General features: G+C 42.4%; 15 protein-coding genes. 12 read left to right on the forward strand and 3 right to left on the reverse strand.

Going from position 1 to position 18,171, the window contains the following annotated elements; translation table 11 throughout:
• Window positions 1–25 precede the first annotated feature (25 nt).
• Window positions 26–961 carry a 16S rRNA (cytidine(1402)-2'-O)-methyltransferase gene (gene rsmI, locus ACTXGH_RS12820; protein ID WP_439297000.1) on the reverse strand — a complete coding sequence of 312 codons (936 nt, stop codon included), beginning with the start codon at window positions 959–961 and terminating at the stop codon, window positions 26–28.
• A gap of 101 nt (window positions 962–1,062) precedes the next feature.
• On the opposite strand from rsmI, the gene ACTXGH_RS12825 reads away from it, so the two are divergent.
• The 8 genes from ACTXGH_RS12825 (at window position 1,063) to hisC (ending at window position 9,312) form a co-directional block, all read left to right on the forward strand.
• Window positions 1,063–1,563: a YraN family protein gene (locus ACTXGH_RS12825; protein ID WP_439296999.1), complete on the forward strand. Its 501-nt coding sequence runs from the start codon at window positions 1,063–1,065 to the stop codon at window positions 1,561–1,563.
• Between the two features lie 342 nt (window positions 1,564–1,905).
• Window positions 1,906–2,763 (forward strand): BON domain-containing protein, encoded by an 858-nt coding sequence (locus ACTXGH_RS12830; protein ID WP_439296998.1) that lies wholly within the window; start codon window positions 1,906–1,908, stop codon window positions 2,761–2,763.
• 120 nt (window positions 2,764–2,883) lie between these two features.
• The gene (locus ACTXGH_RS12835) at window positions 2,884–3,873 is read left to right on the forward strand and encodes an alpha/beta hydrolase (RefSeq protein ID WP_439296997.1); all 990 of its coding nucleotides are present in this window, start codon (window positions 2,884–2,886) and stop codon (window positions 3,871–3,873) included.
• Between the two features lie 154 nt (window positions 3,874–4,027).
• Window positions 4,028–4,279, forward strand: coding sequence for a BolA family protein (locus ACTXGH_RS12840; protein ID WP_439296996.1), 252 nt, complete (start codon window positions 4,028–4,030; stop codon window positions 4,277–4,279).
• Window positions 4,280–4,361: 82 nt separating this feature from the next.
• Window positions 4,362–5,630: a UDP-N-acetylglucosamine 1-carboxyvinyltransferase gene (murA, locus tag ACTXGH_RS12845; protein WP_439296995.1), complete on the forward strand. Its 1,269-nt coding sequence runs from the start codon at window positions 4,362–4,364 to the stop codon at window positions 5,628–5,630.
• Between the two features lie 97 nt (window positions 5,631–5,727).
• Window positions 5,728–6,423 (forward strand): ATP phosphoribosyltransferase, encoded by a 696-nt coding sequence (gene hisG / locus ACTXGH_RS12850; protein WP_439263480.1) that lies wholly within the window; start codon window positions 5,728–5,730, stop codon window positions 6,421–6,423.
• Between the two features lie 270 nt (window positions 6,424–6,693).
• On the forward strand, window positions 6,694–7,989 hold the full coding sequence (hisD, locus tag ACTXGH_RS12855; protein ID WP_439263478.1) for a histidinol dehydrogenase: 1,296 nt from the start codon (window positions 6,694–6,696) through the stop codon (window positions 7,987–7,989).
• A gap of 174 nt (window positions 7,990–8,163) precedes the next feature.
• On the forward strand, window positions 8,164–9,312 hold the full coding sequence (hisC, locus tag ACTXGH_RS12860; RefSeq protein WP_439296994.1) for a histidinol-phosphate transaminase: 1,149 nt from the start codon (window positions 8,164–8,166) through the stop codon (window positions 9,310–9,312).
• Between the two features lie 86 nt (window positions 9,313–9,398).
• On the opposite strand, the gene ACTXGH_RS12865 is transcribed toward hisC, so the two are convergent.
• Window positions 9,399–11,108 carry an anthranilate synthase component I family protein gene (locus ACTXGH_RS12865; protein WP_439296993.1) on the reverse strand — a complete coding sequence of 570 codons (1,710 nt, stop codon included), beginning with the start codon at window positions 11,106–11,108 and terminating at the stop codon, window positions 9,399–9,401.
• Between the two features lie 3 nt (window positions 11,109–11,111).
• The gene (locus ACTXGH_RS12870; RefSeq protein WP_439296992.1) at window positions 11,112–12,362 is read right to left on the reverse strand and encodes a beta-ketoacyl-ACP synthase II; all 1,251 of its coding nucleotides are present in this window, start codon (window positions 12,360–12,362) and stop codon (window positions 11,112–11,114) included.
• A gap of 477 nt (window positions 12,363–12,839) precedes the next feature.
• On the opposite strand from ACTXGH_RS12870, the gene ACTXGH_RS12875 reads away from it, so the two are divergent.
• The 4 genes from ACTXGH_RS12875 to fusA all read left to right on the forward strand — a co-directional run bounded on the left by ACTXGH_RS12875 (window position 12,840) and on the right by fusA (window position 17,877).
• On the forward strand, window positions 12,840–13,961 hold the full coding sequence (locus tag ACTXGH_RS12875) for an EcsC family protein (protein ID WP_439263470.1): 1,122 nt from the start codon (window positions 12,840–12,842) through the stop codon (window positions 13,959–13,961).
• A gap of 375 nt (window positions 13,962–14,336) precedes the next feature.
• Window positions 14,337–14,711: a 30S ribosomal protein S12 gene (gene rpsL / locus ACTXGH_RS12880; RefSeq protein WP_025646352.1), complete on the forward strand. Its 375-nt coding sequence runs from the start codon at window positions 14,337–14,339 to the stop codon at window positions 14,709–14,711.
• A gap of 198 nt (window positions 14,712–14,909) precedes the next feature.
• Entirely contained in the window at window positions 14,910–15,383 is a 474-nt protein-coding gene (rpsG, locus tag ACTXGH_RS12885) for a 30S ribosomal protein S7 (protein WP_058369539.1), read from the forward strand.
• 367 nt (window positions 15,384–15,750) lie between these two features.
• Entirely contained in the window at window positions 15,751–17,877 is a 2,127-nt protein-coding gene (gene fusA, locus ACTXGH_RS12890; protein WP_439263468.1) for an elongation factor G, read from the forward strand.
• Window positions 17,878–18,171 lie beyond the last annotated feature (294 nt).

Here is an 18,171-nt window from a genome sequence, read left to right on the forward strand (position 1 = left end):
AATAAAATAGCCATTCAATTGATTGCTAAGCTTGCAGCTCAAGAAGGCGCTGGTACAAAGCGTTCTTTTTGACACCTGTAATATCAGCAGCTAAAGACGCCGCTTTTTTGACGGACATGTCTTCTAGTAAACGCTGCAATAGTTTGTCATGGACACTGATATCGTCGTCCTGTACGACGCTGACTCCTGCAATGACCACAACTATTTCACCACGCCGCTGATTATCATCGGCTTTAACAAAGTCAACAAGACTTCTAAGGGTCGTTTTATATACGGTCTCAAAAGTTTTGGTCAGCTCACGACAATAGGTTACTTCGCGCTCAGCACCAAATACTTCTACCATATCTTCTAAGCTTGCCACAATACGATGCGGTGCCTCATAAAATATGAGTGTCTCAGGACGTGATTTCAACGCAGATAGCTGCTTTTGGCGACCATGCGTTTTTGCAGGCAAAAAGCCAATAAAGCTAAAGCGATCAGAAGGGAGTCCGGCGACTGACAGCGCGGCAATCGCAGCTGAGGCACCGACAATAGGCGATACTTTGACATCAGCTGCATGCGCAGCCTGCACCAACTGATAACCTGGATCGCTGACCAGTGGCGTGCCTGCATCGCTAATTAAAGCGACCGAATGCCCTTGTTGGATCATCTCGATGATTTTGGGCGTTTGGATAGCGCTGTTGTGTTCATGATATGCCCACAGTTTATTATGTCCGCGATTTTTATTGTCTGCTGTGGCATCAATATTGTCAATTTTATTAACAGGCTTATCATTGGTATTGTCGCCTTTGGTGTCGATACCAAAATGCGCCAATAGTTTCCCTGAAGTGCGAGTGTCTTCACAGGCAATAATAGCCACATTTTTTAAAGTTTCAATCGCATGCGGCGTCATATCGCTTAAATTACCAATTGGAGTAGCAACGATATACAGACAAGCTGGCATCGCAGTAGGGGTAGACATGAAGACCTCGCAAATGTGATGTTGAATACCTAAAAGTAGTTAGTTTATCATGTTGTGCTATGATTAATCTGAATTGACTATTTTTACGGTTACTTATCGCTATGGCTAAACCAACTAATGGCCATCGGCCACTGACTTTGACGTCTCCTAAGCAGCGTCAGGGAAGTGTGTTTGAACAGCAGGCTTGTCAGTTTTTACAACAACAGGGTCTGATACTTATCGCTCAAAACTGGCAACAACCTAAAATAGGTGAGCTTGATCTGGTGATGTTAGAAACAGGTCAAACGTGGTCGACGTTGGTATTTATTGAGGTACGTCAGCGGCTACGTTCAAGTTTTGGTGATGCAGCACTTAGTGTGACCAAAGCCAAGCAGCGCAAAATTATCAAAACTGCCAAATACTTTTTGCAACAATATCCAGAATATGCACAATTTGAGTGCCGATTTGACGTGATTGCTTACGATATTGAACGTCCTACGAGCAATGTTATAAGTCACAATGCAAACGATAAAAACAATGATAAAGACGGTTTTATCGAACGTCCAGCACTACGGTATCAGCCAGAGTGGATTTTGGGTGCGTTTGTGGCAACAGCATGGTAGCGTATTTAGTTGGCCAATAAAGAGAAGATGTTTGGAAAGATACGTAGAGTATTCATCCAACAAGTTGCCGTTACCAAAAACCTAACCGCTGATTATAAAAATTAAGTAAAGTGTTTGGCATAGTGTTTAGAGCAAGGTAGAACCTCCCTATCTTCATTAAGTATCATTACGATTAGATCTTATTATGATTGTGATTTTGTATGCAACAAGGCTGATATAACAAACAATATTACCTATAAAATCATTATAATGTTTACTGTGTTCTAGCGACACAAATTTTGCCAAATGCTATTAGGCCTTATACTAAATTTTAAATACTGACTGTGTTTGATGAGGAAGATAATGACAAGGTTGTATACACTCAAATCCGTTTATAAAACACCACGTGTCGATATTAATCGTGCGATGATAGGTGCTGTTTTAATGGCTAGCATGGTTAGTACAGGCTGTACAACCAATTACTTAACCAATAGTACTGAGGGGACTTATGGGGTACCTGTAACGGAACGTACCATCCCGCAACGTCTGCTCGATCGTAGTATCGAGCATACAGCAAAGATCAATGTTTATGGCTTACAAGAAGATCTACAAACCAATAGCCGAATAAGTATTGATAGCTTTTATAGTGAGGTCCTGCTTACAGGCGAGGTGCCAACAGAGGCCCTAAAAACGCAAATTGAAAAAGTAGTCGGCTCCATGCCCGATGTTCGCCGTGTTTATAACGAGCTAAATGTCAGTGTCGCTAGAGGTTATAGCTCAACCGTACATGATGGTTATATCACATCAAAATTGATGGCTAAAACTGCGGCTAATAATGCAGTCAAAGCATCACAATTAAAAGCTGTGACTAATGATGGTGTGGTCTATATCATGGGTAGAGTGACACCCACGCAGCAAAGCCATCTAATCGATATCGCCAACAGTACTGCTGGTATTACTGAATTGGTCTTACTAACGACAGTCGTAGACAATAGAGGTTTGCCTATTAATGACGCAGACATTATGTCAGAGAGTGAGCCCAAAAACGCTGCTACGCAAGCAACCGGTGCAGGACCTATTGTCAGAGAGATCGAACCTGCAACGGCCGCGGGCAACGTAGCACCCACTACGCCAGTAGCGAATAATAGTGCGTCAGAAGCTGGTGACCTAACTGAACAACCATCTTCTAGCCCTTATGTTGATTTATACCAAAATCCATAAGCTAGCTGGTGTTATGAGCGCTTCGTAAGGTAGAGCTATCCTTAGTCACAACTTTGGATCAATCGCTATGTCAGTCAACCTCTTGGTAACTACGAGCTGGCAATAATAAGGATAACAATAATGAAAGGTTCAAACTTTGATTATGCACAACAAGCAATGGACACGACTGCGTCAACTAGTGACATCTCTGCCCGCAAGCCATCTAACCATAAGTTGAAGCTGATAGGTGCAAGTATAGTAGCCGTAGGTGCTATTACCTTTGCAACCCAACAGGCTCAAGCATTGTCAGCGCTGGCTGTGGTGAACGGTATCACTGCAAACGGTGGCGTGGGTGTCAGTAAAGATATATTATATGGCGATGAGCCGTTACAAGATTTGGATATTTACTATCCAAAACCGTTGGCGCAGGGTATGAAAGCCGGGAACACTATCGTGGATACTTATCCAATGGTTGTGTTCGTACATGGGGGCTCGTGGGAGAGTGGTAGTAAAGATGAGTATGCGTTTGTTGGTCAAAGCTTAGCCCAAGCAGGTTACGTGACCGCAGTCATCAACTATCGAAAAGCTCCTGAGCATGTATACCCTGATTACGTTAAAGACGCTGCACAGGCAGTTGCATGGAGTATTAATAACGCCTCAAGTATTCATGTCGACCCTAAGCGCTTAGCTGTCATTGGTCATTCTGCTGGCGCGTTCAATGCAGTAGCTGCCGTTTCTAACGAAGACTTTTTGACACCTTACGGCATCAAACCAAACGATATCGCTGCCGTTATTGGTATTGCCGGTCCCTATAGCTATGACTTTCGTAAGTTTGCTAGTGTGACTGCTTTTAGCGCCGATGATACGCCAGATGACGTGATGCCTGATCGCCAAATAAAGGGTACGCAGCCGCCGTACTTACTATTGACTGCCGAAAACGACAAAACCGTGCACGATACAAATACTATCAAAATGACTCAAGCATTAAATGACTACGGCGCCAAGGTTGAAAATGGCCAGATTAAAGGCGCCAGTCATGCTACGAGTATCGGAGCGATGGCACCACCATTACGCTGGGTTAATGACGTACGTGCGCAAGTATTAACGTATCTAAACAAAACGTTAAAGTAAATAGACTAACAGCTGTAGAGTTGACACTCATGCTTGTGAGTAGACAATACTGTAAGATGACCAAACTCTTGTTATAATAATGCCTTTATATGAGACGTAGCCTTCTTATATAGACCATACAAACATTACTTTTAATACAATAATAGGATTTTTTATGAGCATGAACGCTGATGATTTGATTGCATTTTTACAGCAGCATTTCCCAGATGCTTTTATTCAAGCTGCCAATCAAGGCAATAAGTTTGATGTACGTGTCGTCGATGCCAGCTTTGAGGGCAAACGTGCGGTACAGCGACAGCAAGCTATTTATGGCTTGGTAAATGATAAGATTGCCAGCGGTGACATTCATGCGCTCAATATTCAAGCATTGACGCCTGCTGAGTGGGAAACACAGTCTCAAGGTTAAACGGTTCTTATTTTTATAATGCAAGCTTTTGATTTTTATTCATCGCATTCTTCTTCACATATATAGCTAGGTTGTCACTTTTATGGATCAGTTTTTAATCACCGGTAGTAGTCGTATCGCAGGGGAAGTTACTATCTCTGGCGCCAAAAATGCCGCTTTGCCTTTGCTTGCAGCTATGATATTAGCTGAGACGCCCACCACCTTGCATAACGTGCCATCATTACAAGATGTGAGTACATTGATTAAGCTGATCGCTGGCATGGGTATCAATATTCAAAAGCAAGGCGATACCGTCACTTGTGATACCAAAAGTATCGACAATTTCTATGCACCTTATGATCTTGTCAAGACAATGCGAGCATCGATTTTGGTATTGGGTCCGCTACTGGCGCGTTTTGGTGAGGCAGAAGTCTCACTACCGGGCGGCTGTGCGATAGGCTCACGTCCCGTTGATCAACATCTAAAAGCCTTTGAGGCAATGGGCGCTCATATTACTGTAGAGAACGGCTACGTCAAAGCCCAGGCTCCTAAAGGTGGCAGGCTGATTGGTTGTAACTTCTCTTTTGATATGATCACCGTTGGTGGTACCGAAAACGTCATCATGGCAGCGGCACTAGCCAAAGGCACGACCGTCTTAGGTAACTGCGCACTTGAGCCGGAGGTGGTTGATTTGGCCAATATGCTGGTTGCAATGGGCGCTAAGATTAGCGGTATTGGTACAGCGACCATGACTATTGAAGGGGTAGAGCGCTTACAAGGTTGTGAGTACTCAGTGGTCCCTGATCGCATTGAAACGGGCTCGTATTTAGCAGGCGCCTTGATGACTCGCGGAGATGTACTGACCAAAAAAACCAATGCAGCACTACTATATCCGGTGCTAGAGAAGTTTGAGGCAATGGGTGCGACGATTACAACGGGTGAGGACTGGATACGTGCACAGATGACAGGACGTCCGCATCCTGTTGATATTCGTACCCAGCCACATCCTGGGTTTCCCACAGACATGCAAGCTCAATTGATGGCAATTTGTTGTCTGGCAGATGGGACAAGCACCATTATCGAAAACATCTTTGAAAATCGCTATATGCATGTTCCTGAGCTCAATCGTTTAGGTGCCTCTATTCAGGTAGATGGTCATACAGCAGTGGTCAAAGGTATCGAGCACTTTACAGCGGCGCCAGTCATGGCAACGGACTTACGCGCATCGATGTCATTGGTAATGGCAGCATCTGCCGCTGAAGGTGAGAGTTTGATTGACCGTATTTATCATATTGATCGCGGTTACGAAGATGTCGAAAACAAACTTCGAGCCTTAGGGGTTAATATTGAGCGTATCAATACTAACGACTAGATTTATAATATCTTGCGTAGGGCGCTTATTTTTATCAGCGGTATAACACACTCCCTAACCTTTAGGGACATTAATTCTATATGGACACCTTGTCATTATGACTGAGCAAAATGAACGCTTACAGACTAACGACTTATTAAATGAAGTAGACAATGAGTTTAATGGCCTCACTTTAGCATTATCAAAAGGTCGTATTTTAGAAGAGACAATGCCGCTACTACAGGCAGCTGGCGTTGATTTACTAGAAGACCCTGATGCATCACGTAAGCTTATCTTCCCTACCTCAAACCCAAACGTGCGTGTACTTATCCTACGCGCTAGTGATGTGCCAACCTATGTAGAACATGGCGCTGCTGATTTTGGGGTAGCAGGTAAAGACGTACTTCTTGAACACGGTGCCAATCATGTCTATGAATTGTTAGACTTAAAAATTGCTCAATGTAAGCTTATGACGGCAGGCGTAAAGGATGCAGCATTGCCTAACCGTCGTCTGCGTATTGCGACCAAATACGTCAATGTTGCCCGCGCCTACTTTGCCAGTCAAGGCCAGCAAGTAGACGTGATCAAGCTTTATGGCTCTATGGAGCTTGCGCCATTAGTCGGTTTAGGAGACCTAATCGTTGATGTGGTCGATACGGGCAATACACTACGAGCGAACGGTCTAGAGCCGCGTGAGCATATTTGTGATGTATCATCTCGTTTGATCGTCAACCAAGTCAGCTATAAGCGTAAGTTTGCGCTACTCGAGCCGATTCTTGAGAGCTTTAAAATCAGTATTGCGGCTGCTTCTTGATTATCACATAGTTGATCAATATTGAACGTAGATCATACTTATTATTAATAATATAAAAGGATGTTATGTGAGTTTTAAAACCAGTTTGGCGTTCTATAATGAATATAGCGTGCTAAACTGGTTTTTTAGTAGATAACTACTGAGAAAACTCCATTGTCATTTAGCCAAACTAGCTGTAGTTAATTTATTAGAAGCTACTATTATGGTTTGATTGTTTTCATCATTTTTACTTTCTCAGCAGTCTTTTTGACTTAAACACAGGATTAGATCATGCGCCAGTTGAGTACCCAAGATACCGATTTTGAACAGCAATTGAAGGATCTGCTGGCCTTTGAGACAGTCAACGATGTTGATCTGTTAAAGACTGTCGATGATATTATTACTCAAGTACGTCATGATGGTGATAAGGTGGTGCTAGCATTAACCCAAAAGTTTGATCAGCATCCAGCAACGACGATACAAGAGTTAGAATTGTCTAAACAATCACTCGCTGAAGCTTTTGATAATTTAGACGAAAAAGTAAAGACGGCACTGACTACAGCAGCGACGCGTGTGCAAAGTTTTCACAAACGCCAAATACAAGAGACATGGCAATATGAGGATGAGTTAGGTAATCGCTTAGGTCAAAAAGTCACGCCACTTGATCGCGTGGGTATTTATGTGCCAGGTGGGCTCGCATCTTATCCGTCTTCTGTACTGATGAACGCCATTCCTGCCAAAGTCGCTGGCGTCACAGAAGTTATCATGGTTGTACCAGCTCCCAATGGCGTACTAAACCCCTTAGTATTGGCAGCCGCGCATTTGGCACAAGTCGATCGCGTGTTTACGATTGGTGGCGCTCAGGCCGTGGCAGCGTTAGCATATGGTACCAAAACTATTCCAGCGGTAGATAAAATTACTGGTCCTGGCAATAAGTATGTGGCAGCTGCCAAACGAGCCGTATTTGGGCAGGTAGGGATCGATATGATAGCTGGTCCCTCTGAAGTGCTGGTGTATGCAGAAGGTGAAGCGCAAGACCGTGCCGATTGGTTAGCTATGGACTTATTGTCCCAAGCTGAGCATGATCGCATTGCCCAAGCGATTTTTGTGACGACAAGTAGCGAGCAGTTAGCACAAGTCGCTACAGAGATTGAAAACGCACTGGCAAAATTGCCAAAAGCAGATATCGCTCGCGACTCATTACAGAATCGTGGCGCACTTATTCTAGTCAAAGATAGAAGCGAGGGTATGGCTTTAATCAATCGTATTGCGCCTGAGCATTTAGAGCTGTCTGTTGATGACCCCGATACGCTACTCGATGATATTCGTCATGCGGGTGCTATCTTTATGGGACGTCATACGCCTGAGGCAATCGGTGACTACTGTGCAGGGCCCAATCATGTGCTACCAACCTCAGGGACTGCGCGTTTTTCTTCGCCGCTCGGTGTATACGACTTTCAAAAGAAATCATCTATCATTTATTGTAGTGAAGGCGGTAGCAAGCCATTGGCTAAGACCGCTGACATTTTAGCGCAGCATGAAGACTTAGAAGCTCATGCGCGCTCAGCTCGTTATCGTTACCAGTAAAATACCTATACATAGACGTTATATAGACAGAATAGCGGATATAAAGAACCCTTTATCAGAAATATATAGTGGTTATAACTGAGGCTGTATAGAATTTAATAAGATATCGACAAAATATTATTATTACTGTCATTTTAGGTCTTGCAACCCTTTTAGCTACTAGTAGGATAACTTATGAGTGAACAAAAAGTTGATACCAGACTTTGGTCGTCTAAAGCACGTAACTTGTCACCTTACGTCCCTGGTGAGCAGCCTCAGCATGCCAATTTGTGTAAACTGAATACCAACGAAAACCCGTTTCCACCATCACCGAAGGTAGGGGAGGCCATTGCTAACGTCTTAGAGCAGCAGGCTTACGATTTACGTCTGTATCCAGCCCCTGAATCTGATGATCTGCGCGCAGCATTAGCCGAGTTATATAATCTTGATATAAACGAGGTATTTGTCGGTAATGGCTCAGATGAAGTTCTTGCTTTAGTATTTGCCAGCTTTTTTCTAAAAGAACGTCCTGTATTAGCACCAGATATCAGCTATAGCTTTTATCCTGTTTATGCGCAGACTTTTGGTGTAGAGCTGGTACAGATTGCATTGGAAGATGATTTTAGTATCGATCCCGATGCTTATCGTCAGCCTTGTAGCGGTATTATTATTGCTAATCCCAATGCGCCAACAGGTCTATTATTATCGCTTGCTAATATTCGTAAACTTGCCAGCGAGCATTCTAATTCGGTGATAGTCATTGATGAAGCTTATATTGACTTTGCTTGTATAGATGAAAGCCATTCTGGCACGCAAGTTTCAGCAGTCAGTTTGATTAATGAGTTTGATAATTTATTGGTGACTCAAACCTTTTCAAAGTCTCGATCACTTGCTGGACTACGTGTGGGTATGGCCTTTGGTAATGCCTCATTAATCGAAGCGTTGACGCGTATGAAAAACAGCTTCAACAGTTATCCATTGGACAAACTTGCGCAAGCTGGCGCAACTGCTAGTGTGTTGGATAATAATTATTTTGAACAAACCCGCCAACAAGTCATTGATCTGCGCAAGTCATTGACGGCTCAGCTAACAACGCTTGGCTATCAAGTACTGCCATCGCATGCCAACTTTGTATTTGCTCGTCCTAAAGATGGAAATGCAAGCGCAGTGGCCGCTAAGTTACGCGAGCAAGGCATCATTGTGCGTCATTTTGATAAGCCGCGCATTCAAGAATATCTTCGTATTACTGTTGGTACACAAGCACAGCATGAGCGCCTGATTGATGCACTGACCGCTATGCAAACGTATAGCGAAGATAGTGAGACTATCTCAAATATGGGCTAAGTTTTCATCAGGACGATATTAAATGATTAGTTGACAGCAGAGTTCACTATATGAATTTTGCATGCTGAAATATTTGGTACAAATTCTTATATGATGTTTGATGGGTTCAATACGTTTAGTAGATTGCCCACTTTGTCGAGACACTCTTGATATTCTTCTTCAAGATCAGACGCGACAGTGATACCGCCGCCTGCCCACAAGCTGACCTCTGTCTTGGTATTTGTTAAGCTATTAGCTTGCAACGTACGAATGAGTACATTCCACTGTCCACTTCCATCAAAATTCATATAGCCCATGGTGCCACAATAGGCACCGCGCGGTGCTGTTTCTAATTCAGAAATAATTTCAACGGCGCGTTTTTTGGGTGTGCCAGTGATTGAACCTGCAGGTAGACTGCCAAACAATACGGCTAATGGGTGAGTCTCTACTCTGAGCTCGGCGGTGATGGTACTTACCATATGATGGACATTACTAAAGCTTTCAATAGCGAACAGCTGCGGCACTTTCACACTGCCAGTTTTGGCATATTTACCTAAGTCATTACGCAATAAATCAACAATCATAACGTTCTCAGCTCGATCTTTATCACTGTCAATGAGTTGCTGCTTTAACATTAAGTCTTGTTTGTCAATGCTACCTCTAGGACGCGTGCCTTTAATAGGCTTTGTAATAATATGGTGAGAGCCTGTAGCTGTATTTTTTATAAAAGTAAAAAACAGCTCAGGTGAACAGCTTAATATCTCAAAGCTTAAGGGTGAGTTGTTAAGCTCTTTAACGCTTTTAGTATGATTATTAGCTACCAAACGCTCAGCTTTCTCATCATCTAAATGATTGTGAGCTCCTAAGTAGCCTGAAAATGGTGTTTGCGTATTTTGGTATAGGGCAGGTAAGTAATCGATAAGAGACGTCATAGAGCTGTTATTGTCATATGAGCCATCTAACTTATGAAGACAACCCTGCCATGCTTGCGTCAGATTGATTTGGTAACAATCGCCCTGTTGTAGATAGTCTTGGGTTTTTCCAAAAGCATTATAATAGTCCCCTTTATGCCACCGTGCGTTTAATACTAAGGGCGTTAGTTGACAGTGAATAACCTGGGCTGTTGTTTTTATATTAGACAACTCAAGGTCTAATGCATCCAAATACGATATAAGCTTAGCTACTGCCAAGTTTGTTGGTGGGCTATCAACATCTGATTTTATAGTATTTAACGTCCAGCCAGCTTTGTCTGTAACAGATTGAGTCAAGTATATATCGTAATGTCCTAATACAGCGCAAGGCTGCGCTGCCAGCTCAATTTTAGCCGCTGGACTCAGCTCATGCGCGGCAATATCATAACCAATAAAACCTATTAAACCGTGATGATAATTTGGCTTCTCATAGGGTGTGTTTAGAGAGTTTGAAGCAGTATTGTTAGCCTCATGAGCTCGACTATAAGCAATTAACTCGTCCTGCCACTTGGTATAACTCATATATGCTGTCGTAATAGCATTCTCGTCACTGCGACAGTGTTTTATTACTCTATAAGTAGGCAGCTGTGTATGAGAGGTTTGATTATGAGCAGGGTATACAGACCAGCTTACTTTGGGTAGTAGGCCAATTACAGGGTGTCCATCATTATTTAGCCAGACTAATTGCCAGTTTGCATTGCTATCTTGTGCAAGTAAATGCTGCTGTAGTTTTGGTAGCAGCTCTGTGGCCGACAACTCGCCAAAACGCCAGCTATTTTTGATAGCTGGCGTTTGTACAAAGTGAGTCTGTTTGTGCTTATCTTGAAAAGCGTTCGGTGCAAGCATGTTTTAAGCGTCAAACCTTTTAATAATCAAGGTCGCGTTAGTACCACCAAACCCAAAACTATTACTCATCAGGGTGTCTAGCTTGGTTTCACGTAGCTCAGTGACAATATCAAACGGTGCTGCTGCCTCATCGATATTTTCAATGTTGATACTTGGTGCGATAAAGCCTTTTTGTAGCATAAGCAAGCAATAGATTAACTCTTGCGCTCCAACTGCTCCTAAGCTATGACCTGTCATTGATTTGGTTGAGCTGATAGGGGGAACAGAGTTTTGCGTGGTAGAGTCAGCATCAGAGCCAAATACTTTAGCGATGGCTTTTAGCTCAGTAATATCACCTAACGGTGTACTGGTACCATGAGTATTGATATAGTCAACATGCTCTAACCCTGCTTGATCTAACGCCTGCTGCATACAACGTACCGCACCTTCACCACTTGGAGCAACCATTTCTGCTCCATCAGAGCTGGCACCATAGCCGACGATCTCAGCCAAAATATTTGCGCCACGCGCTTTGGCATGCTCAAGACTCTCAACCACTACCATTGCACCGCCACCAGCAATCACAAAGCCATCACGATCTTTATCATAAGCACGTGAAGACTGTTTGGGCACATCATTGTACTGAGTACTCATGGCACCCATAGCATCAAACATACAAGACTGGGTCCAATCTTCAGCTTCACTACCACCAGCGAGTACCACATCAGCCTTACCCAATTGAATAAGCTCAGCTGCATGTCCAATACAGTGGGTTGATGTTGCACAAGCTGAAGAAATAGAGTAAGAAATCCCTTGGATTTTTAGTCCAGTTGCGAGCGCAGCTGATACCGAACTACTCATAGTCTTAGGTACCGCCATTGCACCGACCCCGCGTAAACCTTTTTCACGCATAGAATCGACAGCACTGACAACATCTCCTGTCGATGCACCACCCGAGCCTGCAACCACGCCAACACGCGGATTATGATTGATGGTCTCAAGGGACAATCCAGACTGTTTGATAGCTGCTAACGCACTCACATACGCATAAAGGCTTGCATCGCTAAAAAAACGCTTTAATTTACGATCAATACCGGAAGTATCTAATTCGGTCTTATCGATGCTACCACTAACTTGTGACTTAAACCCTTGTTCAGCATAAGTCTCATTAAATCTAATGCCAGACTGTCCTTGTTGAAGAGCAGATGTAACGGCTTCTAAATCATGTCCGATACAAGAGACAATCCCTGCTCCAGTAATCACAACTCGGCGCATATTCCATTCCTTATAATAATAAATTACTATCGATATATCTAAAAATTACTGACCAATATTTATAACTATAATTTAACCATATATAGATTTGCAGATTATTACGTCAATATTACAACAACGTATTAACGAAGCAAAAACTGTACTTAAGTACAAACGTTATAATATGCTCTATTATAGCATTCCTAGATAAAGTAGATGGGTTAAAAATCTAACTTATATGCATTATAGAGGATAAGTAAGAATAGAAATAAACCACACCTTTAGATACAAATTTTGTGACATTGATAACATTGTTCACACTGACATAGAGTCTAAGATATAGATAAGATAACGGCTCAAACAGTGATACAAGTACCTATCATTGTTCTTTTTACCCATGTTTACTAGTGTGTTAATATATCTAATATATGACTACATAACGTAAAGGCATACCGACTAATTATTAGGTTGTTTAACCACCATTTTAAGGACATAACGATGGCAAAGCGTAGTACTCTCTCTCAAGGTATCAATACCATTGGTCATTTTACTCGTAATAATCTTGAGCGTATGGGCTCGCTCATTGATAGTGCTAATGCTAAAGCAAGTAAACCACGTCAATATAAAGCGGTAAATTTAGGCGATGAAGACTTCCAACAAGATCTGTTCCGGGAGCAAACCTTAAAAACGACCCAGCAGCTATTAGGTTCACGCTTTGCCACCTATGGTAAATATGCTAAAAAAGTTGTTCCTAATAGTTTGTTCAAATCTGTATTAGACAGCTCTTTTGTTCAGGTTGCAAAACTTGCAGCGAGCTGGAGTCAACTAGACCTACCTAATGAGCATCGTTTTGCTGATATTACTGCATTGGATGGTGAAGAGCGTTACGCGTTAGCGACTGATATTGCCAACCAGAATAGAGCGTTGGCGACTTTGGGCGGTTTGACGGGCTTAGCAGGATTGCCAGGATTGTTGGCTGATACGCTATGGTTGCTATTGGTGTCTTTACGCTCTGTTTATCAGTTAGCGGCTGTTTATGACCAACCTTTAACGGGTAAACAAGGTATAAAAATGGCTTATGAGCTGCTTGCCAGTGCAGATTTGAGCAAAATGCAAGAAAAACAAGCCCTATTAGCAGGTATTGGGGTAGGAAAAGGTCTACTTGATAATGCTCAAAGTCGCGGTTTGCACAGTGAGTTACAAAACCTTGGACTCAAAAACCAGAATGTTAATTTTTATGCAGAGCAAATAGATAATATCGCTGGACAAGTAGGGTTTGATTTGGATCAAGTCGATTTAACGTGGTTACGTCGTTTGTTACCAGTGTCAGCGGTAGCTGTTGGTATGCATTATAATAGTCGTTTGATTGATGAAGTGCTTGGCGTTGCTCAAGCGACTTTCGCGCCAGAGCCAAAACTTGCCAATCGTTTTATTACTGATGATAGTAGCAGTGAAGAACAAGTCAAACAAATGGCAAGCGATGAAGACTCAAATGAAGAAAGTAAGTCAGAAGAGTTCGACAGTGATTCTACACAAGAAGAATCCGATGCGTCGACTAAAAATGATAACAAAGCAGATGACAAAGCCGTTGACGCTAAGAACAAAGCAGATACTAAGTAGATGAGTCATAGCGTTGACTGGTAAAATATCATCCAAAATGCAGTAAACATACCTATAGCTGTCTTGAAAAGTAAGCTTGCAACGCCATATATACGATAACAAGCCCAGTACTCAATAATTTTTCAGAAGCAGGTAGTAAGCTTTTTATGTGTACATTTAATGCTTTGTAATATCACTAACTGGTAGCAAAGTATACTTGATACATATATTTTAGGTATTGTAAAGTAGCATTGTCTATAAGTAGTTGAAATAGCAGTAACATATCTTTATAATACACTGTCCTAAAAATGGGTACCCCAAAATTTTCATGTTTATGGAAAGGATGGTGGGTTTGCCCATTTTTTTGTTTTATACCAAACGGGAGAAGGATGCCTTATGGCAACAACTAACCAATTGATTCGTAAGGGTCGCAAAACCATCAAGGAAAAGTCAAAAGTTCCTGCGTTACAAGCGTGCCCACAACGCCGTGGTGTATGTACTCGTGTATATACTACTACGCCAAAAAAACCTAACTCAGCAATGCGTAAAGTTTGCCGTGTACGTTTGACTTCAGGTTATGAAGTATCAAGCTATATCGGTGGTGAAGGTCACAACTTACAAGAGCATAGTGTTGTACTTATCCGCGGTGGTCGTGTAAAAGATCTACCAGGTGTACGTTATCACACTGTTCGCGGCGCGTTAGACTGTGCAGGCGTTAAAGACCGTAAGCAAGGTCGTTCTAAATATGGTGCGAAGAAGCCTAAAGCTTAATATTAGCCCCGCTTAATCGTATCACCCATTAACTGTGCATGGGCTTGGTGTTAACCGCTTTATTGGTAAGACCAACAATAGGTCGTTATGACATACCGCCATGCAGTAAGGCTGACTGACAACTTGATATATCACCTACATTATTAAATGGTGCCATGTTGTGAATGTCAGACACTCCTGAAGACAAGGAAATTTATTATGCCAAGACGTCGCGTCGTTGCTACCCGTGAGATCCTTCCAGATCCTAAGTTTGGTAGCCAAACCATCGCTAAATTCATCAACCATGTAATGAGTGATGGTAAAAAGTCTACTGCCGAACGTATCGTTTATGGTGCGCTTGATACAGTAAGTCAAAAGCGTAACATCGAAGATCCAGTATCTTTTTTTGAAGAAGTTTTAGAAAATGTACGTCCTATGGTTGAAGTGAAAGCTCGCCGTGTTGGTGGTGCAACCTATCAAGTACCAATGGAAGTACGCCCCTCCCGTCGTACCGCATTGGCTATGCGTTGGTTGGCTGAAGCTGCTGCTAAACGTTCTGAAAAATCAATGTCTTTACGCCTTGCTGGCGAATTGTCTGATGCTTCAGAAGGTAAAGGCAATGCTATGAAAAAGCGTGATGAAGTTCACCGTATGGCAGATGCAAACAAAGCATTCTCTCATTATCGCTTCTAAGCCGCTTACTAATAGTGCTCTATATTAAGTTATAGATTGATAGATCGCTTTAACTGATTTTATATTTTCTATTCTACTGATTGCCGCCACTCTTTATCCAGTTTATAAAAGGTTTAGCCTATTTTTAACTGGGTGGCGGCTATCTATCAAGATGTTTTCTAGTAATGGTCCTTTTTAAATAAACAGATTACTTATTAGAAAACATCTCAAGTTTTATGCCACTATATTCTTAGTATTTGCTCTTTTTTTTGTCCGTATTAGGCCCAATAATCAGTAAGTAATATTACGAAGCTGACTGCTTTGTCATAGAGTAATAGGCAGAGACACAACACATTATTATATACACGAATTTCCTTAGGAAAACACTATGGCTCGTAAAACTCCCCTAAAACGCTATCGCAATATCGGTATCTCAGCGCATATTGATGCTGGTAAAACGACTACTACTGAGCGTGTTTTATTCTATACCGGTGTTAGCCACAAAATTGGTGAAACCCATGATGGTGCGGCTACCATGGACTGGATGGAGCAAGAACAAGAGCGCGGTATTACTATTACTTCAGCAGCAACGACTTGCTTCTGGTCAGGTATGGCTAAGCAATTCGACGAACACCGTATCAACATCATTGATACCCCAGGTCACGTTGACTTCACAATCGAAGTTGAACGTTCTATGCGTGTACTTGATGGCGCGTGCATGGTTTACTGTGCAGTAGGCGGCGTTCAGCCACAGTCTGAGACCGTATGGCGTCAGGCAAACAAATACCAAGTGCCACGTTTGGCATTCGTTAACAAAATGGATCGCGTTGGCGCTGATTTTTATCGTGTTATCGAGCAAATCAAAACTCGTCTAGGTGGTAAGCCTGTACCGTTGGTTATCCCAATTGGTAAAGAAGACGATTTTGAAGGTGTTGTCGATCTTGTAACTATGAAAGCTATTTACTGGGATGAAGCCTCTCAGGGTATGGAATACGACGAGCGCGATATTCCAGCGGAACTACAAGACAAAGCAGAGGAGTACCGCGAGTATCTAGTAGAAAACGCTGCTGAAGCATCAGAAGAATTAATGAATGAATATCTGGAAAATGGCGAATTGACTCAAGAGCAAATTCACGGCGCGCTTCGTCAATTGACCATCGACAATGAAATCATTCCATTACTTTGTGGTACTGCTTTCAAAAACAAAGGCGTACAAAAGATGCTAGATGCGGTTATTCAGTATCTACCAGCTCCAATGGATGTACCAGCTATTCGTGGTATTCTTGACGACAAAGATGAGACTGAAGGTACGCGTGAAGCTTCTGATGAAGCACCATTCTCAGCACTAGCATTTAAGATCATGAACGACAAGTTCGTTGGTAACTTAACATTCGTACGTGTTTATTCTGGCGTTATCAAGCAGGGCAGCAGTGTTTATAACCCTGTTAAGATGAAGCGTGAGCGTGTAGGCCGTATTGTTCAAATGATGGCAGATTCACAGCAAGAGCTAGAAGAGATTCGTACCGGTGATATCGCAGCTCTAGTTGGTATGAAAGACGTAGGTACTGGTGATACGTTATGTGATGAGAGTAACGTTATTACTCTTGAGCGTATGGAATTCCCAGATCCAGTAATCAGTCTAGCTGTTGAGCCTAAGACTAAAGCTGACCAAGAAAAGATGTCTATTGCTTTGGGCCGTTTGGCAAAAGAAGATCCATCGTTCCGTGTACACACTGACGAAGAGTCTGGTCAGACGATCATTAGCGGTATGGGTGAGCTACATCTAGAGATTCTAGTTGACCGTATGAAGCGTGAATTCAACGTTGAAGCGAACATCGGTGCGCCGCAGGTTGCTTATCGTGAGACGATTCGTAATACTGTTGAACAAGAAGGCAAATTTGTACGTCAGACTGGTGGTCGTGGTAAGTTTGGTCACGTTTGGTTACGTCTTGAGCCACTTGATCCAGCGGGCGAAACTGAGTATGAATTCGCTGAAGAAGTTGTTGGTGGTACTGTACCAAAAGAATTTCATGGTGCTGTTGATAAAGGTATCCAAGAGCGCATGAAAAACGGCGTACTTGCTGGTTACCCAGTCGTTGGCGTAAAAGCAACTTTGTATGATGGTTCTTATCATGATGTCGATTCTGATGAATTATCGTTCAAAATGGCAGGTTCTATGGCCTTTAGAAAAGGTTTCATGGCAGCGGACCCAGCACTACTTGAGCCAGTAATGAAAGTAGAAGTTGAAACACCTGAAGATTACATGGGTGATATCATGGGCGATCTTAACCGTCGTCGTGGTTTAGTTCAGGGTATGGAAGATCTACCTGGTGGTACTAAACAGATCCGTGCTGAAGTACCATTAGCAGAAATGTTTGGTTATGCCACTCAAATGCGTTCTATGTCACAAGGCCGTGCTACGTATTCAATGGAATTCCAAAAGTATGCGGAAATTCCAAAGTCAGTAGCTGCTGAAATCATCTCTAAATTCAACTCTAAAGATGATGACGAGTAAGTAAGAAATTGCTAAATAAGACAATCTAACGCAAATCTTTGTATTGTCAGTAGAGAATATGCCAATAACTTGTTAAAAGACTTGTTATTGGTTGTAATTTTCTTATAATATCTGCACATCGAATGTGCAACCTTTTAACATTTATCTTAATGTGCTTAGTATTATTTAATTAACGTATTCATATTATTTAAATACTTTAGTTAAGTAACTAAGCCCAAATAAAGAGGAACTACCCATGGCAAAGGCCAAGTTTGAACGCAACAAGCCCCACGTCAACGTCGGCACCATCGGACA

The sequence above is a fragment of the Psychrobacter sp. 1Y10 genome (genome assembly GCF_052259005.1).
Classification (GTDB): Bacteria; Pseudomonadota; Gammaproteobacteria; order Pseudomonadales; family Moraxellaceae; genus Psychrobacter; species Psychrobacter saeujeotis.